Source organism: Shewanella sp. A32 (genome assembly GCF_029167175.1).
Classification (GTDB): domain Bacteria; phylum Pseudomonadota; class Gammaproteobacteria; order Enterobacterales; family Shewanellaceae; genus Shewanella; species Shewanella yunxiaonensis.
In genome coordinates, this window is sequence record NZ_JARFTS010000013.1 from 67,721 (window position 1) to 90,090 (window position 22,370).

Consider the following 22,370-nt stretch of genomic DNA (forward strand, 5'->3'; position numbering starts at 1 on the left):
TGGCCGTGTGACGGTCAGATTAAGAGATAGAGCAGAATACGATGTACACCGAATCTCCAATCAAACGCCGTCCTTCAACGCGTATTTATGTGGGTAACGTGCCTATCGGTGATGGTGCCCCCATTGCCGTGCAGTCAATGACGAATACTCGTACCACTGATGTCGAAGCTACACTCAAGCAGATCCATGCACTGGAACGCGTTGGCGCCGATATTGTGCGAGTTTCTGTTCCGACAATGGATGCGGCGGAAGCATTCAAGCTGATCAAACAGCAAGTCAATGTACCGCTCGTTGCTGACATCCATTTTGATTATCGCATTGCGCTGAAAGTGGCCGAATACGGTGCGGATTGTTTACGTATCAATCCTGGAAATATCGGAAATGAAGAACGTATTCGCCAGGTTGTCGAAACGGCCCGCGATAAAAATATTCCGATCCGCATCGGAGTTAATGGCGGTAGTCTCGAAAAAGACTTGATGGACAAGTATGGTGAACCGACTCCGGAAGCTCTGGTGGAGTCAGCCATGCGTCATGTCGACATCCTCGACAGACTTAACTTTGACCAGTTCAAGGTATCAGTGAAAGCATCCGATGTATTTTTGGCAGTTGCCTCGTATCGTTTGTTAGCACAGCAGATCAAGCAACCATTGCATTTAGGCATTACCGAAGCGGGCGGCGCCCGTTCAGGTGCGGTAAAATCCGCGGTTGGATTAGGTATGCTGCTGGCGGAAGGTATTGGCGATACCATTCGTGTATCACTGGCGGCCGATCCGGTAGAAGAGATCAAAGTGGGATTTGATATTCTCAAATCTTTGCGGATCCGTTCTCGTGGCATCAATTTTATTGCCTGTCCGTCATGCTCACGCCAAGAATTTGATGTGATTGGTACTGTCAATGCACTGGAGCAACGTCTGGAAGATGTGACCACCGCCATGGATGTATCCATCATCGGCTGTGTGGTAAACGGTCCCGGCGAAGCGCTGGTGTCCAACCTCGGTTTGGCCGGGGGACACAATAAAAGCGGTTTGTATGAAGACGGTGTGCGCCAGAAAGAACGTCTCGACAACGATGACCTGATAGATACGCTGGAAGCACGTATTCGCGCTAAAGCCGCGATGATCGCGCAGCGTATTGATGTGAAATCCGAGGAATAATTTCGCAGTGTGAGCCACGCGTCATCCGGCGGTTTGGCGTTACTTCGCGAACCGCTTATAATGCTGGCATTTTTTAACTTTCCGGCCTGGAACAAACGAGTCTAACAGTGGCAAAACAGATCCAAGCGATTCGTGGCATGAATGATATTCTGCCCGACCAGAGTCCCGTATGGCAAAAAGTTGAGGCGGTATTGCGCGCCTCTGTTGCGTCATTCGGCTACAGTGAAATCCGCACTCCCATCGTAGAAAACACCGATCTTTTCAAACGGTCTATTGGTGAAGTGACCGATATCGTCGAAAAAGAGATGTATACCTTTGCCGATCGCAATGGTGACAGTTTGACCCTGCGCCCCGAAGGTACCGCGTCTACCGTGCGTGCAGGTAATGAACATGGCTTGTTATATAACCAGGAACAACGCCTGTGGTATATCGGCCCAATGTTCCGTCACGAAAGACCGCAAAAGGGACGTTATCGTCAGTTCCACCAATTTGGGGTGGAAGTTTATGGTATCGCCAGTGCTGAAATCGACGCAGAAGTCTTGATGTTGTCGGCTTCGTTGTGGGATAAGCTGGGTATGCGCCAGCATGTTTCGTTAGAGCTCAATACTCTCGGTGATAACGAAGAACGTGTTGCTTATCGCGATGCATTAGTGGCTTTCCTTGAACAACATAAAGCAGTGTTGGACGAAGACAGCCAACGCCGCATGTACAGCAATCCGCTACGGGTACTGGATAGCAAAGATCCCGAAGTTCAGGCATTGTTGGCGGACGCCCCAGTGTTGATGGATTATCTCGGTGAAGAATCCAAAGCACATTTTTCACGATTGTGTGAACTACTCGAAGCGGTTGGCATCCAATACAAAGTTAATCCCCGGCTGGTACGTGGTCTCGATTATTATAACCGTACCGTGTTTGAATGGGTGACAGATAGCCTAGGCGCTCAAGGTACTGTATTAGCAGGCGGGCGCTATGACGGCCTGGTGGGACAGTTGGGTGGTAAAGATACGCCGGCGGTGGGTTTTGCAATGGGCCTGGAGCGCATTGTGTTATTGCTGGAAACCCTCGGCCTGACGGCAGATGTTGCTTCACCTGTGGACGTTTATGTCACAGCCATGGGCGACGAATGTGTCCCTGAAGCGATCAAGATAGCTCAGGAACTGCGTCAAGCGCTGCCAACACTGCGAGTCATGAGCCACTGTGGTGGTGGTAACTTTAAAAAACAGATTAAACGAGCTGATAAGAGTGGCGCGGCTTACGCGTTGATTATCGGTGAAAGTGAATTGGCGGATAACAAGGTAGCCGTTAAACCGTTACGTGAAGATAGCGAACAACAGTTGGTTGAGCGCACTTCATTGGCTGCTTATCTGACGGAACAACTCAAAAAATAATAAGGGGTAGTGCGGGTGGAAATTTACAGCACAGAAGAACAACAGGTCGAAGCAATTAAAAAGTTTTGGAAGGATTACGGCACTTCGATTTTGGCTGGTGCAGTGATAGGACTGGGTGCACTTTATGGCTGGAATTACTATTCCAGTTACCAGATTAAGAAAGCCGAAGCCGCTTCTGAAGCTTTCAACACTGCCTTATCAACTAGCAAAGATGCTGCCAGCACACTGGCTGCGGCCGCTCAATTTGACAAAGCTCATTCACAGCCTGGCTATTCCGCATTGATGCAGCTAATCGTCGCTAAAACTGCGGCTGAATCCGGTGATTTGGACAAGGCTTCTTCCGCGTTACAAGAAGTGTTAGCCGCTAAACCAACACCAGTAGTTGCTGCGATTGCTAGCTTACGTCTGGCTCGTGTTCAGGCTGAACAGGGACAATTAGATGCTGCTTTGACAACCTTAAATAATGTGTCAGATGATGCCTTCGCTGCAGAAAAATCTGAACTTGAAGGTGACTTCTATGTGCGCAAGGGCGATGCCGCCAAGGCGCGCAGTGCATATCAAGCAGCGATTGAAAAAGGTGGCGCTGCCTCCAGTCCTGCGTTGCAAATGAAACTCGATAATCTTAATCAGGCATAAGGAACCACCGGATGATGTCATGGTGTAAAACTCTTATTGCCTGTGGTTTGGTCGTAGGTGCTCTTGCAGGTTGTGCGTCCAGTGACGTAGATGAAGCGCCTGTTAGTCCATTACCGGATATCACGCCAACAGTGCATCCTGATGTGGTATGGGATGACTCTGTCGGTGATGGCGTAGGTGATTACTACTCCAGACTCCACCCCGCAATTCGTTACGGCAAAATTTTTGTTGCTTCCAGAGATGGCAAAGTTGCCGCTTTTGATGAAAAAAGTGGTGATGAGCTATGGAAAGTAGACTTTAATGATCTGTTTGGCGACGGGCCGTTGAAAGAAACCAAGGGTGCTCGTTTGGCTGCAGGCATTACCGTTGCCCAAAATAAAGTATTTGTGGGTGGTGAAAGCGGTTTACTGGTTGCCTTGGATGTTGAAACCGGTAAGCCTATCTGGCATAGCCTTGCGAGTGGTGAGTTACTGTCAGCCCCTACCGTGGCTGAAGATACCGTAGTGGTTAATTGCTCTACCGGTGCTTTAGATGCGTTCAACGTTGATACTGGTGCCAAGCTTTGGACCTACGAGTCTACTTTGCCCAACTTAACATTACGTGGCACTGGTTCAGCTGCATATGCCGAAGGTGGTTTCTTTGTTGGTACTGCCGATGGCAAAGTCGCTGTCGTGGTAAAAGCCAGTGGTCAGGCCGCGTGGGAACAGCCCATCTATGTGCCAAAAGGCGGTAATGAATTCAGTCGTATGGCTGATGTTGACATGACCCCTTTGCTGATTGGCAGCAATATCTATGCCGTGAGTTATAACGGTAACTTAGTGAGTATGGAACTGCGCAGTGGCCGTGTGGTTTGGAGCCGTAAGTACTCCAGTTTCCATGAACTCGCCGAGAGTGGTGTCGATCTGTACCTGGTTGATGACCACAGTAACGTCTATGCTGTTGATCGTCGTAATGGTTTGGAGTTGTGGAGCAATAGTGAGTTGGCTAATCGCCAGTTGACGTCTCCAGCAGTTTATCGTGGGTATGTGGTTGTGGGTGATTTTGAAGGTTATCTGCACTTTATCGATCGTGAATCTGGTAAGATTGTAGGCCGTGTTAAAGTGGACGGATCTGGATTGTTCAGCCAACCTCAAGTTGCTGATGATAAAATTTATGTGCAGACCCGAGATGGCAAGGTAGCTGCCATTTCTCTCCCGTAACAGGTACAATATCGTTTTACGAAGCCTCCGGGAGCCAACCCGGGGGCTTTTTGTTGTTTAAGAATTTGTAAGAGGAAAAACATGATTCCTGTCGTGGCCCTAGTGGGGCGACCCAATGTGGGAAAATCGACTCTGTTCAACCGGCTTACCCGTACCCGCGATGCGCTGGTGGCGGATTTCCCGGGGCTGACCAGGGATCGTAAGTATGGTCGGGCGTTTTTGTCCGGACACGAGTTTATTGTCGTCGATACTGGTGGTATTGACGGTAGCGAAGAAGGCATTGAAACCAAAATGGCCGAACAGTCGCTGGCCGCGATCGCCGAGGCTGATGTCGTGTTATTTATGACTGATGCCCGAGCCGGTCTGACTGCTGCCGATGAAGCCATCGCTCGTTATTTGCGTTCTCGTGAAAAGATGACTTTTCTGGTCGCTAACAAGGTTGATGGTATCGATGGCGATTCTGCTGTTGCTGAGTTTTGGGCGTTAGGTCTGGGTGAAATCTATCAGATTGCCGCGTCACAAGGCCGTGGTGTTTCCAGCCTGATTGACAATGCATTGGCCCCATTTGCTAAAGCGATGGCTGATGATGAAGGCGAAGACGAGAGTGACGAACCGCGTAAACCGGTACGGCAATATACCGAAGAAGAGGCGGAAGCGGAGCAGACACGTCTGCAAGAGTTGCCCATCAAATTGGCCATTATCGGTAAGCCTAACGTGGGCAAGTCGACACTGACCAACCGTATTTTGGGCGAAGAGCGGGTCGTCGTCTACGATCAGCCCGGCACCACGCGCGATTCTATCTATATTCCGATGGAACGCGATGGCCGGGAATATGTGCTGATCGATACTGCCGGTGTGCGCCGTCGTGCGAAGGTGCATGACGTTGTTGAAAAATTCTCTGTCATCAAGACCCTGAAAGCGGTAGAAGATGCCAACGTTGTGTTGTTGGTTATTGATGCCCGTGAGGGGATTGCCGAGCAGGATCTGGGGCTGTTAGGCTTCGCCATTAATGCTGGCCGTGCATTAGTCATTGCCGTCAACAAGTGGGACGGCATCGATACCGACATTAAAGAGCGGGTAAAAACCGAATTGGATCGTCGTTTAGGTTTTATTGATTTTGCGCGGATCCACTTTATTTCGGCGTTGCATGGCACTGGCGTCGGCCATTTGTTCGAGTCCATAGAAGAAGCTTATCAAAGTGCGACCCGCCGCGTTGGTACGTCGATGCTGACCAAGATCATGCAGATGGCACAGGATGATCATCAGCCACCATTGGTGAATGGTCGCCGTGTAAAACTGAAGTATGCTCATGCCGGGGGGTATAACCCACCAATCGTTGTGATCCATGGTAACCAGGTTTCGCGTTTACCAGATTCCTATAAGCGTTACATGATGAATTACTATCGGCGCACGCTGAATATTGTTGGTACTCCGATCCAGTTACGCTTTCAGGAAGGGGAAAACCCGTTCGAAGGTAGAACCGAGAAATTGACCTTAAGTCAGCAACGTCGTCGAAAACGGATGATGACGCATCTAAAGAATCGCGAATAATGCATGAAAAAGCCGGAGATATCTCCGGCTTTGTTGTTTTCTTGATGCCATCATAAGTACAGCTGAGCGTTATGCCACTGCGATGCTAGGAATGCACTTTATTGACGGTTGATATCACTTCGCCATGTTGCACCAGGGTGCGCAGAGTGTCTCCGGGCTGCAGTTGCGTTGCATTGGTGACGATTTCACCAGCAGCATTCCGACTGATACTGTAGCCGCGACTAAGCGTCGCCAATGGACTGACGTTTTCTAGCGCATGAGCACCATGGCTGAGCCGCTGTTGTGCCTGCTGTAGTCTAAGTTGGGTTTGCTTGTGCAGTTGCTGCGTCAGATATTCCAAGCGTTTGCTTGCTAACGCCAAGCGGTGTCGAGGATGCTGAGCGTTGAGTCGGCCACTGAGTGTCAGCTGTTGTTGGTGTTTATGCTGCAGTAACTCTCTTAATGCCGAAGTCAGCCGCAGTTGCTGTTCATCAAAGCGCTGTGCCAGCTGCTGCAGCTGGCGTAACGGGTCTTGGCGTTGCAAGCGGTGATCCAGCAGTTGTAGTCGCTGACGTATCAATAATTGCCAGTGTTGCCAACCTTGTAACAACCGTGCTTTAGCGGTACGCAGTTTCTGCTGCTTCTCTGTCGCATCACGGGACAGCATCTCGGCGGCGGCCGACGGTGTCGGTGCTCGCAGATCTGCCACATAGTCACTGATACTGATATCCACTTCATGCCCGACCGCAGAAATTACTGGCAATTCACTGCTATAGATGGCGTAGGCCAGAGCTTCGTTGTTAAAGCCCCACAGATCTTCCAGACTGCCGCCACCACGAGTGAGCAGCAGCACGTCCACCTCTTGCCGCATATTGGCCAACGCTAAGGCACGGATCAGCTGCAGAGGCGCTTGGTCGCCCTGTACGGCGGCAGGATAGATAACCACCTCAATGGAAGGATCTCGTCGTGACAGCACCTTGAGCACGTCGCGGATGGCTGCGCCGGTAGGGGACGTAATCACACCGATGCGCTGAATACTGCTTGGTAATGGCCGTTTACTCTCCGCAGCAAATAAGCCAGCGGCCGCCAGTTTCATTTTTAGGGCTTCAAATTGCTGCGCCAGCAGTCCATCGCCTGCCGGCAGCATGGTCTCAATGATTAATTGATAATCACCTCGAGGTTCATACACACTGATGTTGGCGCGTACTAGTACCTGTTGGCCGTTAATGGGGCGGAAGGTAACTTGCTGATTGCGTCCGCGAAACATGGCGCAGCGGATCTGGGAATGGCTGTCTTTCAGCGTGAGATACCAATGGCCGGAGGACGGATTTGAAAAATTAGAGATTTCGCCACTGAGCCAGATACGGCCAAATTGTCCTTCCAACAGTTGTCTCACTTCGCCATTCAGACGGGAGACGGTGTATACCTGATTAGCCGATTCCGACATCAATCACTTTCCTGACAGAATTTTTAGTTATTTTCCCATTTACCCATGAAAGCTTGCAAGGTATAATGCCGCCGCAATATTTCACCTCTATTTTGATTTGTATCCTACCGCAAGGGGAGATGTTGCAATGTTACGTTTAATCAAAGAAGCGCTTACCTTTGACGATGTGTTATTGGTGCCAGCGCACTCCACCGTTCTCCCTAATACCGCAAGCCTGAAAACCCGGTTGACCCAAAAGATTGAGCTCAATATTCCATTGCTGTCTGCAGCGATGGACACTGTGACAGAAGCCCGTCTGGCCATCGCTATTGCTCAGGAAGGCGGTATTGGGTTTATCCACAAAAATATGAGCATTGAAGCTCAGGCCGAAGAAGTTCGTAAAGTTAAAAGTTATGAAGCGGGTGTTGTGGCTCAGCCGGTCACCGTTACCCCCTCTACCACAATTGCTGAGCTGCATGTGCTGACTGAGCGCAACGGCTTTGCCGGATATCCGGTAGTAACTGATGCCAACGAACTGGTAGGTATTATCACTGGTCGTGACGTTCGGTTTGTGACTGATCACAGTAAGACGGTGCAGGAAGTGATGACACCTAAAGAACGTCTGGTCACTGTTAAAGAAGGCACCAAGCACGATCAAGTGCAGAAATTGATGCACTCTAGCCGTATTGAAAAAGTCTTGGTAGTGGATGATGACTTCAAACTTAAAGGTCTGATCACTGTTAAGGACTTCAAGAAAGCGGAACGTAAACCGAACGCCTGTAAAGATGAGTTTGGTCGTCTGCGTGTAGGTGGCGCTGTTGGCGCTGGTGCCGGAAATGAAGATCGCATTGATGCACTGGTTAAAGCTGGTATCGACGTGCTGCTGATCGACTCGTCACATGGACATTCAGAAGGTGTGTTGCAGCGTATCCGTGATGCTAGAGCTAAATATCCTGAATTACAGATTGTGGGTGGTAACGTTGCAACTGCTGAGGGCGCGTTGGCGTTGGTAGAAGCGGGTGTCGACGCAGTTAAAGTGGGTATTGGCCCTGGTTCCATTTGTACCACTCGTATCGTAACTGGTGTGGGTGTACCACAAATTACTGCGGTATCTGATGCGGTGGAAGCAGTTAAGCACCTAGGCATTCCCGTCATCGCAGACGGCGGTATCCGTTATTCTGGCGACTTGGCAAAAGCGTTGGCTGCCGGTGCTTCCTGCATTATGGCCGGTTCAATGTTTGCCGGTACTGATGAAGCACCTGGTGAAGTAGAACTATATCAAGGCCGTGCCTATAAATCATACCGCGGCATGGGTTCCTTGGGCGCGATGTCTAAAGGGTCATCTGACCGTTATTTCCAGAGTGATAACGCCGCAGATAAGCTGGTACCGGAAGGTATCGAAGGCCGTGTACCTTACAAAGGCAAAATTAAAGAACTTATCCATCAGCATATGGGCGGGTTACGTTCCTGCATGGGACTGACCGGTTGTGCCACAATTCAAGAACTGAATGAAAAAGCACAGTTCGTGAAGGTCACTTCTGCCGGTATGGGGGAATCCCATGTGCATGATGTCACGATTACCAAAGAGGCTCCGAACTACAACGTTCGTGGCTGATAATAATCACGGGGCGGCGACAGTCGCCCTTGCTTTTTAGTTGATGCCGCCAGCAATGGTGGCAATTGCACCAGAAATAAAGGTTTTCAATGAGCAATATTCATGAGCACAAAATACTGATCCTGGATTTTGGCTCTCAGTACACCCAGTTGATTGCCCGTCGAATTCGAGAAATCGGCGTGTATTGCGAACTGTGGGCCTGGGATGTCAGCGAGCAACAGATCCGCGATTTTGCCCCGAATGGCATCATCCTGTCTGGCGGTCCAGAAAGTGTTACCGAAGCAGATTCACCACGTGCACCCGAGTATGTGTTTAACGCCGGGGTTCCGGTATTAGGCATCTGCTATGGTATGCAGACCATGAGTGAGCAGTTGGGCGGTAAAGTGATTAAGGGGGTAGGTGAAGGTGAATTCGGCTATGCCCAAGTGGAAATGTTGCAACCTTCTGCGCTGTTCCATGATATTCAGGATGCGGTGAATGCTGAAGGTAAGCCGTTACTGGATGTATGGATGAGCCATGGTGATAAAGTATCGGCCATCCCTGAAGGTTTTGAAGCGGTTGCCAGCACTGACACCTGTCCATTTGCAGCAATGGCTAATGAAGCCAAGCGTTTCTATGGCGTGCAGTTCCACCCGGAAGTCACTCATACTCGTCAAGGCTTGCGTATTCTGGAGCACTTCGTGCTGGAGATCAGCGGCTGTGATAATAAATGGCAGCCTGCCTCCATCATTGAAGACGCTGTCGCACGGATTAAAGCACAAGTCGGTGATGACGAAGTGATCTTGGGCTTGTCTGGCGGCGTTGATTCATCGGTTACCGCGATGTTGCTGCACCGCGCCATTGGTGACAAGCTGACTTGTGTGTTTGTTGATAATGGTTTGTTGCGCCTGAATGAAGCACAACAAGTGCTGGAGATGTTTGGCGATCATTTTGGCCTGAATATTGTGCATGTTGATGGTGAAAACCGTTTCCTGGACGCTCTAAAAGGGGTCAACGATCCAGAAGCCAAGCGTAAAATCATTGGCCGCGTGTTCGTAGAAATCTTTGATGAAGAAGCCTCTAAGCGCGTGAATGCCAAATGGCTAGCGCAAGGCACTATCTACCCTGATGTGATTGAGTCTGCGGGAAGTGCTACTGGAAAAGCCCATGTGATTAAATCGCATCATAACGTGGGTGGTTTGCCTGAAGATATGGCGCTGGGGTTGGTAGAACCGTTGCGTGAACTGTTCAAAGATGAAGTCCGCCGGATCGGTTTGGAGCTGGGCTTACCTTATGACATGCTGTTCCGTCATCCATTCCCTGGACCAGGCCTTGGTGTTCGCGTGTTAGGTGAAGTGAAGAAAGAGTACTGTGACTTGCTACGCCGTGCCGATGCCATCTTCATTGAAGAGCTGCATAAAGCTGACTTGTATCAGAAAGTCAGCCAGGCATTCACCGTGTTCCTGCCGGTGCGGAGTGTCGGGGTGATGGGCGATGGCCGTAAATATGACTGGGTGGTGTCACTGCGTGCAGTAGAAACCATCGACTTTATGACCGCACATTGGGCGCACCTGCCATATGATTTTCTGGGGCGCGTTTCTAACCGCATCATTAATGAGATCGACGGCATTTCCCGTGTGGTTTACGATATCTCCGGTAAGCCGCCAGCCACTATCGAGTGGGAATAATGACCGGTAATAATACTACCGACGAATTTTCAAAGGGCGCTACGGCGCTCTTTGTTTTGTGTAATTCGGGTTGAATGAGTTAGCTATGACAGAACAGCAGGATAACTATTGGATGCAGCAGGCGCTGACGCTGGCAAAGGAGGCTGAAGCCGCTGGAGAAGTGCCGGTAGGTGCGGTGCTGGTATGGCATAATCAGCTGATTGCCAGTGGCCGCAATCAGCCCATCGGCAGTCATGATCCTTGCGGACACGCCGAAATTATCTGTTTACGTCAGGCTGGACAGGTTTTGCAAAACTATCGCTTACTTAACACCACCTTGTACGTCACTTTGGAGCCTTGCGCCATGTGTGCTGGGGCTATGGTGCATAGTCGGGTAGCGCGTGTAGTCTTCGGTGCCCCCGATCCTAAAACCGGTGCTGCCGGATCGGTAATTGACCTGTTACAACATCCGATTTTCAACCATCAGGTACAGGTGAGTGGCGGAGTACTCGCGACGGAATGCGGTGAGTTACTCAGCAGTTTTTTTCGCCGTCGTCGCCAGGAAAAGAAACAGCTAAAATTGGACAACTGTGGTGATGGTGGTGGTGATTAATATAATAAAAGCCAGAAAATAATCTTTCTCTGGCAAAGATACGTTTGCGGTGGATTTTCTTGATAAGGCGCCGTCTATGGGCGGCATTGCGGGTGATGGAACCTGCTTTCATTGGCTGTCTCGGCAAAAAAATTCGTTACCACGTTATCAGGTTAATGCCTTTGCCGCCAGTAACATTTATGCTTAGAATTCACAATTCGTTAACGTGGTTGAATGACGGCTTCAGCATCTGGGTCCGTCGCAGATATCGCCTGTGACTGTGTGGTATCGCTATTATCATTATCTGCCAATGCCTGTTGACTCTGCTGGTTATCCAACCAAACCAAGGTATCGTAATAACGACGAATATTGTCGACGTATTGCACTGCTTCACTGCCTCTGGCATATCCATATTTAGTTTGCTGGTAGTATTTGCGTTTTTGCAGCAGCGGCAGTACCTGCTTTACGTCTTTCCAGGCACTGGGATTTTTTCCCATCTTTTCGGTGAGCACTCTGGCATCTTCTACGTGACCAAAGCCAACGTTATAGGACGCCAGTGCAAACCACATCCGTTCTTCGTCTGGAATAGAGGCAGGCAGGGTATCCAGTATCGACGCCAGATATTCTGCTCCACCACGAATACTCTGCTGAGGATCCAGACGATCTTCAATTCCTAACTGTTCCGCCGTAGGAATGGTCAGCATCATCATACCGCGTACACCAGTTGGAGAGCGTGCCTGCGGATTCCAGTGAGACTCCTGATAACTTGTTGCCGCGAGTTTGCGCCAGTCTAATTCACCCGCGTAACTTTTAAACCATTGTTCAAATTGTGGTAGTCGACCTTTTACCGCTCGGATAAAAGCTCTGGTGTCCACATAATCGAACCGCTTTACGTGGCCGAAATATTTTTCCACCAGATGATCCAGCGTGCCATCGCGTTTCTCTTGATGCCAGAAACGCAAAAGTTCACTCATCAAGGTATCGCTATGGTTATGTGCCAGAAGCCAGACGATTGGCTGCTGCTCTTTGAGTGTCATACCGGCGCGCAGTTCCGGCATAAAGCGACGATTGATTTCCAGACTGCTGGAGTTTGCTACCGTGTATTGCAGATCGCCACTGGCGATCATCGACAACAACTCTTCGCTATCTTTGTCATTCGCTTCATGCCATTGCAGTGAGGGATATTCCGGTTTGAGATCTTTTAGCGTTTCGACAAACGAAGAATCTGCCGCAATTTCTAGGGGGCTGTTGAGGTCCGCTAAATCTGTAGGTACCGGTGTACCTTCTCGATATACCAATATTTGATTTACATGATATAACGGTGGACTTAAGCGAAATAGCGACCGGCGGCTTTCTGTATCGGCAAGTCCGGCTGCAATCAGGTCAATCTTTCCAGTATCCAGCGCCTGATAGAGTTCCTGAATATTGCCGTAGGGCACCATCTCCAATGGCTTATTCAGAAAATCAGCGAAACGCGTTGCTAATTCATAGTCGAAACCACTGTCGCCGCGGGTTGACTCAACGTAGATTTGTGGACCGTATAGCGTACCTACCCGCAGAGTCTCAAACTGACCCGGTGGCGTGGGTGGTGGCGTTTCAGTTAATGGCAGCTTCTGACAACCTGCCAGCAACAGAATCACGGTGAAAACAGCAGTTAATTTTTTCATGAGTATCGGCTAATTGAGTTTCCGATGAGTGTTATCCCATCAAGTTGCCGCAAATTTATCCGCTTGATAATTTACGTCTACAATTCAGCCTGTTGCCTCAACTGTTGTACCAGTTATCTGTGTCCTTAAGGGCGTTGTTTGGTGTGCTGAACGCTATGTTCCTCTTATTGAATAAGTTTATACCATATATGGCGGTGAATTGCGCAAACTGCAAGGTGATTTACCCTCGGTATTTCCCTATAATATCGCCACTTCTGACCCAGTAATCCTATCTATATAAGGTGATAAGACGTGATGGAAATCATCCGCGGAGCCCCGGCACTCTCAGCTTTCCGAGTGCAAAAATTGTTGCAAGCCTGCAGTGCCAATGGGTTGCCTGTTAAGGATATCTACGCTGAATTTGTGCATTTGGCTGATGTGACAGCGCCTTTAACTGATGAAGCCAAAAGCCAGCTGGAAAAAATTCTCACCTATGGTCCGGCGATTGAATCTCATGAACCACAGGGGCAATTGCTGTTTGTTACTCCGCGTCCTGGCACTATCTCTCCCTGGTCTTCCAAGGCCACTGATATTGCACAAAACTGTGGTTTGAAAGCAATTAAACGCCTAGAGCGCGGCATTGCGTACTATGTTCAGGCAGAAGAGCTTGATGCTCCTCAGCTCAAACAGCTGAAGTCACTGTTGCATGATCGCATGATGGAAGTGGTTCTGGATAACTTTGAAGTGGCCGCTTACCTGTTCCAGAAAGCCGAACCTAAGCCAGTTGTCAGCGTGAATATTCTCGCCGAAGGGCGTCGAGCGCTGGAAATTGCTAACCGTCAGTTAGGCTTAGCGCTCGCCGAAGATGAAATTGATTATCTGGTTGAGAACTTCGTCAAACTGGGGCGTAACCCCAACGATATCGAATTGATGATGTTCGCGCAGGCGAACTCAGAACACTGCCGCCACAAAATCTTTAATGCAGACTGGACCATTGACGGTGAAGTACAGCCCAAGTCGTTATTCAAGATGATTAAGAACACCTATGAAACGACGGGCGACTATGTGTTATCTGCTTATAAAGATAATGCTGCAGTGATGACCGGTTGTGATGCCGGACGGTTCTTCCCAGATAGCGATGGTGTTTATCGTTATCACGCCGAACCTGTCCATATTTTGATGAAGGTAGAAACCCATAACCATCCGACCGCCATTAGTCCTTATCCGGGCGCTGCCACCGGTTCTGGCGGTGAAATACGCGATGAAGGCGCTACTGGTCGCGGTTCAAAACCTAAGGCAGGTTTGACCGGCTTCAGTGTTTCTAACCTGAAAATCCCTGGGTTTGTACAACCGTGGGAAGGGGATTATGGCAAGCCGGAACGTATTGTTAGCGCATTCGATATTATGATGGATGGCCCATTAGGCGGTGCCGCATTTAATAACGAGTTCGGTCGCCCGGCACTCTTGGGGTATTTCCGTACCTATGAACAGCAGGTGAGCAGCCACAACGGTGTCGAAGTCCGTGGCTATCACAAGCCCATTATGTTGGCCGGTGGACTGGGTAATATCCGTGAAGAACACGTACAGAAGGGCGAAATATCGCTCGGAGCCAAGCTGATTGTTTTGGGCGGCCCGGCGATGAATATCGGTCTGGGTGGTGGCGCGGCTTCTTCCATGGCATCAGGACAATCCAGCGAAGACCTGGATTTTGCCTCTGTGCAGCGTGACAACCCGGAAATGGAACGTCGTTGTCAGGAAGTGATCGATCGCTGTTGGCAACTAGGTGACGATAACCCAATCCAGTTTATTCATGACGTGGGTGCCGGTGGTTTGTCTAACGCTTTCCCTGAACTGGTGAGCGATGCCGGTCGTGGTGGCAAATTTGAACTGCGCAATGTGCCATCTGATGAACCGGGTATGAGTCCATTAGAGATTTGGTGTAACGAATCACAGGAACGTTATGTGCTGTCGGTTGCGGCTGAAAAGCTTGAAACCTTTACAGCTATCTGCGAACGTGAACGTGCCCCATTTGCCGTTGTTGGTGAAGCAACAGCAGAAGAACATCTGAGCCTACACGACACCCATTTCGACAATAAGCCGATTGATCTGCCATTGGAAGTATTGCTGGGCAAGCCGCCAAAAATGAGCCGTGACGTCAGCAGTTTGCAGGCAACTGGTAAGCCGCTGGATAAGCGTCAAATTCAGTTGGCAGACGCGGTTAAACGTATACTGAGTTTACCGACCGTCGCCGACAAAACTTTCCTGATCACCATCGGCGATCGCACCGTTACCGGCTTGGTCAATCGGGACCAGATGGTTGGCCCTTGGCAGGTGCCAGTGGCCGATTGCGCGGTCACTGCGGCAACGTACGACACTTACGCTGGTGAAGCAATGTCGATGGGTGAACGTACACCGCTGGCGTTATTGGACTTTGCCGCCTCTGCGCGTATGGCGGTGGCGGAATCGCTGCTCAATATTGCAGGTGCCGATATTGGTGATTTGAAACGCATTAAGCTCTCCGCTAACTGGATGGCGGCCGCTGGCCACCCCGGCGAAGATGCCGGTTTGTATGCCGCAGTAAAAGCAGTGGGGGAAGAACTGTGTCCAGAGTTGGAACTGACGATTCCTGTCGGTAAAGACTCCATGTCGATGAAAACTGCGTGGCAAGACAGTGAAGGCAACAAAGCCGTTATCGCCCCATTGTCATTGATCATCACGGCTTTTGCCGCCGTGCGTGATATTCGCAATACGGTTACACCTGAGTTACGTAGCGATAAAGGGGAAACTGCTTTATTGCTGGTGGACGTTGCCAACGGTCAGCAGCGTCTTGGGGGGTCCTGTTTAGCACAGGTATATGGCGAATTAGGTGATAAGGCGCCCGACGTAGACAGTGCCGCCGTGCTGAAAGGGTTCTTCAACGTGACGCAGACACTGGTCGCTGAACATAAACTCATGGCCTACCACGATCGGAGTGACGGCGGATTGTTTGTTACCCTGACTGAGATGGCCTTTGCCGGGCATACCGGTCTGAATGTGGATGTAAGTGCATTGCCCGGCGGTGATATTGCCCGCTTGTTCAACGAAGAACTTGGTGCTGTGATTCAGGTCGCCGCCGCAGAGGTTGCCGAAATTACTGCTGCCTATCAGGCCGCGGGTGTGAATTGTTTGCCCATCGCTTCGATGAATCAAGACGATGTCGTGCGTATTAGTGATGGTTCGCGTGAACTGTTCAGTGCCAGTCGTACCGAGCTCCGTAAACTCTGGTCTGAAACCACATATCGCATGCAGGCACTGCGTGATAACCCAGAATGTGCCAGTGAAGAATTTGCGCTAAAACAAGATGCTACCGATCCAGGTCTTACCGTGAAGTTGGGCTTCGATCCGCAGGAAGATGTGGCTGCGCCGTATATTCTCAAAGGGGTGGCACCCAAAATGGCTATTCTGCGCGAGCAGGGCGTTAATTCGCAGATTGAAATGGCCGCAGCATTTGACCGTGCCGGTTTTGAAAGTATCGATGTGCACATGTCGGATGTTCTTTCAGGACGCATCCAATTGGGGCAATTCCAAGGGCTGGTAGCCTGTGGTGGCTTCTCTTATGGTGACGTATTAGGTGCCGGAGAAGGTTGGGCTAAGTCAATTCTGTTTAATGCCCGTGCCCGAGAGGAATTCAGCCAGTTCTTTGCTCGTAACGACAGTTTTGCGTTGGGTGTGTGTAATGGCTGTCAGATGCTCTCTAACCTTAAGGAAATTATTCCAGGTGCCGAGCATTGGCCGCGTTTTGTTCGTAATCGTTCTGAACGGTTTGAGGCGCGTTTCAGTCTGGTGGAAATTCAACAGAGTCCATCGCTGTTTTTCAATGGTATGGTCGGTTCCAGAATGCCCATTGCAGTCTCTCATGGTGAAGGTCGAGCGGAGTTTGTCTCTAATACAGCGCAACAGCAAGCGGAACAAAGTGGTACTGTGGCGTTGCGTTATGTGACTGGAAAAGGTGAGATAGCGACACTATATCCGCAAAACCCAAACGGCTCTCCAGAAGGGTTGGCAGGCATTTCATCCAAAGATGGTCGGGTAACTATCATGATGCCGCATCCAGAACGTGTATTCCGTACGGTTGCAAACTCATGGCACCCAGATAACTGGGGCGAAGATAGTCCTTGGATGAGGATGTTCCGCAATGCCAGAGTGAATGTTGGTTAAAGCGAGTTATATAAATTTTTTCTGATGGAAAAAGGCGGGTAAATTTAACACCCGCCTTTTTTATCTATGTTGTTATATGGTTAAATTCAATAATTTTCATATGGTTATGTTGTCATTTTTACTTTCGAACCCACTGAAGTGAGTAAAATCAGTGGCTTGACCAGATGTTTACGATTCTTTCCGAACCTGCCTTTTTTGGGCTCTTCCTAATTTATTCGCGCGCTTGTTTAAATAGCCGGTGAGGTTATGTACTGCTCTTTAAGTGCTAATATCTGCATTAAATTTAATGATATCGCGTTCTATTATTATTACTGTAATTAAATAAATTTAAATCGAATAAAAACAATAAGATAGTTTATATTTAAAAAATTTTAGCAACATGCATTTTGCGAAAACTTACCGCTAATTGTCTCCATCAATGTAACTGCGACTGCCAACCTCTACGCAGCGCGCAGCAGAATTCGGCGTAATGGGATGCACTCCTGAAGAAAATTACTGAATGATTTGGTGTGATAAAAATAAAAAATACTATTAGATTAAGTAATCAATAAAAATCTAATAATAATTAAATATAATTTTTTATTTATTAAAAATGTATATAAAACAATAATATAAGTGATATTTATGTTCTGGCGTTATTTTTTAAACTTAGAAAAATATTAAGATATAAAAGTTAAAATGTATTTAAATTGGGTTTTTTGTATAACTTACTAACTTAGCGGTGAAAAATAATAAAAAATGAAGTTTGTCAGTTGCTCCTAGCATGTAAAAGACAATGTGTCAATGATACGTTATGGCTAGTGTGTGGCTTGCCTCAAAACCCGCTTAAATCCGAGGGTTTGATTGATTTGAGTCAAAATCAAGTGGTATAAAATGATGGCGAATTTTGGCGAGCGCATTTATCCAAATCACTGATATTTAATGTTTTGTTTGTATCAAGTATGATGTGGATTTTGAAGTTATACACAAAATTCTAATGAAATGTGATTCGCGTCACGTTAAGGCAGTGAAAACCTGATTTACAAGGTTAGTGTTGCTGAATAGCCGTTCGGGAATCATTTGGATGGTTTATCTGATGGAGCAGCATCAGATAGAAATTTACAAAATTACTAACGCTATCCTACTCACCGTCGGGTCGTTTTAATGGGGATTGAAACGGGTTGATGGATTACCATGTAAGGAGTCACAAATGATAGTTGGAGAGGTTGTTGAGCTATCGCGCTTCCAGTTTGCGCTGACAGCCATGTATCACTTCTTGTTTGTTCCCCTCACTCTGGGTATGACCTTCATGCTAGCTATTATGGAATCACTTTATGTGATGACAAATAAGCAAGTGTACAAGGACATGACCAAGTTTTGGGGTAAGTTGTTCGGTATCAACTTCGCATTGGGGGTCGCTACCGGTTTGACTATGGAGTTCCAGTTCGGGACTAACTGGTCATATTATTCTCATTACGTTGGGGATATTTTCGGTGCACCACTGGCCATCGAAGGCCTGATGGCATTCTTCCTTGAATCTACTTTCGTCGGTATGTTCTTCTTCGGTTGGGATCGCATGTCGAAGCGACAGCATCTGGCAGCTACCTGGTTGACTGCATTAGGTACCAACCTGTCTGCTTTGTGGATTCTTGTGGCAAATGGTTGGATGCAGAACCCAGTCGGTTCAGTGTTTAACTACGAAACCATGCGAATGGAAATGACCAGTTTCACTGAACTGCTGTTTAACCCAGTAGCCCAGGTGAAATTCGTACATACAGTCGCTTCAGGCTATGTTGCAGGTTCTATGTTTGTATTGGCCATCAGCGCCTACTACATCCTGAAAAAACGTGACCTGCCATTTGCGCGTCGTTCATTCGCAGTAGCCGCTAGTTTCGGTATGGCTTCTATCCTGTCAGTAATTGTGTTGGGCGATGAGTCCGGCTACCGCATGGGTGAAGTTCAGCGAGTAAAATTAGCTGCTGTTGAAGCTGAATGGCATACCGAACCCGCACCTGCTTCTTTCACTGCTTTCGGTTACCCGAATCAGAAAGAGATGGAAACCGACTTCGCTATCAAGATCCCTTATGCAATGGGCATTATCGCAACCCGCTCTCTTGATGAACAGGTTACCGGTATTCACGATCTGGTTAAAGAACACGAAGCCCGTATCCGTAATGGTATGACTGCATATGCATTACTGGAAAAATTACGTAAAGCTAAGAAAGATCCAAGCATAGTGGTTGATCCTGCTGATAAAGCCGCATTCGAAGAGAAAAAAGTCGATTTAGGTTATGGCCTGCTATTGAAGCCTTACACAGATAAAATCGTCGATGCTACTGATGAACAGATCAAAGCTGCTGCTAAGGATTCTATCCCTAATGTAGCCCCCTTGTTCTATAGCTTCCGTGTGATGGTTGCGTTGGGCTTCGTGATGTTGCTGGTGTATGCCGCTTCATTCTGGCAAAGCACTCGTCATAAGATCGAAGAAAAGCCTTGGGTACTTAAAGCGGCTTTCTATAGTTTGCCGTTGCCTTGGATTGCGATTGAATGTGGGTGGTTTGTGGCTGAGTATGGTCGCCAACCTTGGACAATCTCCGAAGTGCTGCCAACTTACATGTCTGCGTCCTCTCTGAGCGCGGGTGATCTGTGGTTCAGTATCATTACCGCTACGCTGATTTACACAGTGTTGTTGGTGGTTGAACTGTATCTGATGATCAAATTTGCTCGCCGTGGCCCCAGCAGTCTGAAGACAGGCCGTTATCACTTTGAAAAATTGGAAGCCTGAGCAGAGGGATTAGACCATGTTTGATTATGAAATATTAAGATTTATCTGGTGGGCCCTGGTCGGTGTACTGCTGATAGGCTTCGCTGTAACAGACGGGTTTGATATGGGTGTTGGTGCACTGTTGCCTTTCGTGGGCAAGGACGACACTGAACGCCGCGTAATGATCAATACTGTAGCGCCGCATTGGGATGGCAACCAGGTTTGGTTGATCACTGCCGGTGGAGCACTGTTTGCCTCATGGCCAATGGTTTACGCAGTATCATTCTCAGGTTTTTATGTTGCGATGATCCTGGTATTGGCTGCCTTGTGGTTACGCCCAGTTGGCTTTGACTATCGTTCAAAAATTCAGGATCCAAAATGGCGTAAAACTTGGGACTGGTGTCTGTTCATCGGTGGTTTCATCCCCCCATTGGTGATCGGTGTCGCCTTCGGTAACCTGCTGCAGGGCGTGCCATTCCATTTTGATGAATATCTGCGTGCCTACTATGGCACTAGTGACAGCAACTGGATTCTTAACCTGCTGTATCTGCTGAATCCGTACGGCCTGTTGGCCGGATTGATCAGTGCCGCAATGTTCATGAATCAGGGCGCTTGCTGGCTGCAAATGAAGACTGAAGGTGAATTGCGTGCCCGTGTTGCGGGTGTGGCTCAGATCCTGTCTCTGGTAGTCCTGGTGCTGTTTGCGGTAGCTGGTGTGTGGTTAGCTTACGGTATTGACGGTTATGTCCTGAAATCAGCCTTAGATACTCATGCTGCCTCAGATCCAACGACTAAACAGGTTGCCGTGGAAGCTGGCGCTTGGCTGACTAACTACAGCAAGTACCCATTGACTGTTATCTTCCCCATCATTGGTCTGGTATCACCACTGTTAGTGGTTGTCACTAGCCGTATGGGACGTTCAGGATTTGCCTTCTTGTTTAGTTCATTGACCATTGCTGGGGTGATCTTGACCTGTGGCGTGTCTATGTTCCCATTCGTGATGCCATCATCACTGGATCCTAACGTCAGTCTGACCATGTGGGATGCTACTGCAAGCCATCTGACTCTGACAGTCATGACCTGGGTGGCCATTATTTTTGTTCCAACTGTGCTCGCATACACTTTGTACACTTATTACAAAATGTATGGTCGTATCGGCCGTCAGCACATTGAAACAAACAGTACTTCACTTTACTAAGGAGCGACAGTTATGTGGTATTTCACTTGGGTACTCGGTCTGTTGCTGGCTTGTTCCTTTGGTATTATCAATGCGCTCTGGTTGGAAACTACAGAGAACATGGATAGAGAAGAAGCAGACAAGTAATCGGCTCGTTCTCCGTTAATTAAAAAGCCTCTGAAGCGATTCAGGGGCTTTTTGTTATCTGGTCACCGGGGGGTCTGTAGCAGCCTCTTTATTTACACATTATTTGCTGGTGTGGAACGTGAGCAAATAAGATGCCTTTGGGTAAATTTATAAAACACTAATAAAATTATAAAAATCAGCATATATACCTGATTGGACCAGTTGTTATCACTAATCTAACTATCAGATTTTAATTTTTTAGCTAAATTTAATTTTGCACAAAATCCGTACTGTTGAATTGTGTGAAATGTTAACGAGTGCACACTTTAAAGGTGTATAAAATATGCAATAAAACAATAATGTGAGCTATTAATCAATGATATAGATCTGTTTGATGTCATGGAATTAGAATTGATTTAGATCAATGTTGTTAGGTGTTGATGGTGGCAGGGTAGACGTTGCAGTTACAAGAAATATGAAAATTGATGCGGTATCAAGTCGCTATGGAGTGAATGAATGAAAAAGAATATCCTGTCAGGATTGATAGTTGCTGCACTGTTTTCTGCTGCTGCACCGGCAATGGCTCATCAGGCTGGGGACATTATTGTTCGAGCTGGTGCCGCGGTGGTAGCTCCAAACGAATCTAGTGATGATGTATTGACCTTTGGGGAGTTTAAGGTAGACAACGACACTCAGTTAGGACTGAATTTCAGTTATATGCTGACTGATAATTGGGGCGTTGAATTACTGGCTGCTACTCCCTTTAGCCATGACGTAAAATTGAAAGGCCTTGGTAAGATTGCCGACACCAAGCAGTTACCACCCACATTAGTGGCTCAGTACTATTTTGGTAATGCGCAGTCTAAGTTGCGTCCCTATGTTGGGGCGGGCGTAAACTACACCATGTTCTTTGATAACGACTTTACTGCTGGGGCTAAAGAGTTGGGTCTGGATAATCTAAGTCTGAGCAATTCTTGGGGATTGGCGGCTCAGGTAGGTTTGGATTACCAGATAAACAAAGATTGGTTAGTTAACGCGTCGATTTGGTACGCCAAAATTAATACTGACGTGAAATTCACATTAGCGGATACCAACTACAAAGTTAGTACTAATATTGATCCTTGGGTTTACATGATCAGTGTTGGTTATTCGTTCTAGATTGCGTTGTTGGGGGTGAGTAAAAAAGGCGCCAATTGGCGCCTTTTTTATTATCAATGTTATGTCCCGTCCTGAAATACGTTGACATAAAGAGGACTTCTTTATGGCGACATCAACTAACTCAAGCCGTAAGCGCA

General features: G+C 48.2%; 15 protein-coding genes. 13 read left to right on the top strand and 2 right to left on the bottom strand.

Translation table 11 applies throughout. The annotated features are described in order from the left end of the window. Positions 1–41: 41 nt before the first annotated feature. The 5 genes from ispG to der all read left to right on the top strand — a co-directional run bounded on the left by ispG (position 42) and on the right by der (position 5,928). Complete coding sequence (ispG, locus tag PY479_RS11190) at positions 42–1,154, top strand: flavodoxin-dependent (E)-4-hydroxy-3-methylbut-2-enyl-diphosphate synthase (RefSeq protein ID WP_275483796.1); 1,113 nt, start codon at positions 42–44, stop codon at positions 1,152–1,154. Between the two features lie 107 nt (positions 1,155–1,261). Continuing rightward, entirely contained in the window at positions 1,262–2,542 is a 1,281-nt protein-coding gene (gene hisS, locus PY479_RS11195) for a histidine--tRNA ligase (RefSeq protein WP_212593800.1), read from the top strand. 15 nt (positions 2,543–2,557) lie between these two features. Then, positions 2,558–3,178 (top strand): tetratricopeptide repeat protein, encoded by a 621-nt coding sequence (locus tag PY479_RS11200; RefSeq protein ID WP_212593799.1) that lies wholly within the window; start codon positions 2,558–2,560, stop codon positions 3,176–3,178. Between the two features lie 11 nt (positions 3,179–3,189). After that, positions 3,190–4,377 carry an outer membrane protein assembly factor BamB gene (gene bamB / locus PY479_RS11205; RefSeq protein WP_275483797.1) on the top strand — a complete coding sequence of 396 codons (1,188 nt, stop codon included), beginning with the start codon at positions 3,190–3,192 and terminating at the stop codon, positions 4,375–4,377. An 81-nt stretch (positions 4,378–4,458) separates the two neighbouring features. Next, positions 4,459–5,928, top strand: coding sequence for a ribosome biogenesis GTPase Der (gene der, locus PY479_RS11210; protein WP_275483798.1), 1,470 nt, complete (start codon positions 4,459–4,461; stop codon positions 5,926–5,928). An 85-nt stretch (positions 5,929–6,013) separates the two neighbouring features. Here der and xseA read toward each other — a convergent pair whose 3' ends face one another. After that, positions 6,014–7,354: an exodeoxyribonuclease VII large subunit gene (gene xseA, locus PY479_RS11215; protein ID WP_275483799.1), complete on the bottom strand. Its 1,341-nt coding sequence runs from the start codon at positions 7,352–7,354 to the stop codon at positions 6,014–6,016. Between the two features lie 127 nt (positions 7,355–7,481). On the opposite strand from xseA, the gene guaB reads away from it, so the two are divergent. The 3 genes from guaB (at position 7,482) to tadA (ending at position 11,207) form a co-directional block, all read left to right on the top strand. After that, on the top strand, positions 7,482–8,948 hold the full coding sequence (gene guaB, locus PY479_RS11220; protein WP_212593795.1) for an IMP dehydrogenase: 1,467 nt from the start codon (positions 7,482–7,484) through the stop codon (positions 8,946–8,948). A gap of 89 nt (positions 8,949–9,037) precedes the next feature. Beyond that, on the top strand, positions 9,038–10,615 hold the full coding sequence (guaA, locus tag PY479_RS11225; protein ID WP_275483800.1) for a glutamine-hydrolyzing GMP synthase: 1,578 nt from the start codon (positions 9,038–9,040) through the stop codon (positions 10,613–10,615). An 85-nt stretch (positions 10,616–10,700) separates the two neighbouring features. Further along, complete coding sequence (gene tadA / locus PY479_RS11230; RefSeq protein WP_275483801.1) at positions 10,701–11,207, top strand: tRNA adenosine(34) deaminase TadA; 507 nt, start codon at positions 10,701–10,703, stop codon at positions 11,205–11,207. A gap of 200 nt (positions 11,208–11,407) precedes the next feature. Here the strand turns inward: tadA and mltF are convergent, their stop codons facing one another. Continuing rightward, positions 11,408–12,853, bottom strand: coding sequence for a membrane-bound lytic murein transglycosylase MltF (mltF, locus tag PY479_RS11235; RefSeq protein ID WP_275483802.1), 1,446 nt, complete (start codon positions 12,851–12,853; stop codon positions 11,408–11,410). Positions 12,854–13,147: 294 nt separating this feature from the next. On the opposite strand from mltF, the gene purL reads away from it, so the two are divergent. From purL to ompW, 5 genes are all read left to right on the top strand, one after another. Then, entirely contained in the window at positions 13,148–17,029 is a 3,882-nt protein-coding gene (gene purL, locus PY479_RS11240) for a phosphoribosylformylglycinamidine synthase (protein WP_275483807.1), read from the top strand. 1,189 nt (positions 17,030–18,218) lie between these two features. Further along, positions 18,219–19,793 carry a cytochrome ubiquinol oxidase subunit I gene (locus PY479_RS11245; protein WP_212593791.1) on the top strand — a complete coding sequence of 525 codons (1,575 nt, stop codon included), beginning with the start codon at positions 18,219–18,221 and terminating at the stop codon, positions 19,791–19,793. 16 nt (positions 19,794–19,809) lie between these two features. Next, positions 19,810–20,970, top strand: a complete 1,161-nt coding sequence (cydB, locus tag PY479_RS11250; RefSeq protein WP_275483803.1) for a cytochrome d ubiquinol oxidase subunit II — start codon at positions 19,810–19,812, stop codon at positions 20,968–20,970. A gap of 12 nt (positions 20,971–20,982) precedes the next feature. Further along, positions 20,983–21,096, top strand: coding sequence for a cytochrome bd-I oxidase subunit CydX (cydX, locus tag PY479_RS11255; protein WP_212593789.1), 114 nt, complete (start codon positions 20,983–20,985; stop codon positions 21,094–21,096). A gap of 495 nt (positions 21,097–21,591) precedes the next feature. After that, the gene (gene ompW / locus PY479_RS11260) at positions 21,592–22,233 is read left to right on the top strand and encodes an outer membrane protein OmpW (protein ID WP_275483804.1); all 642 of its coding nucleotides are present in this window, start codon (positions 21,592–21,594) and stop codon (positions 22,231–22,233) included. Positions 22,234–22,370: the final 137 nt, after the last annotated feature.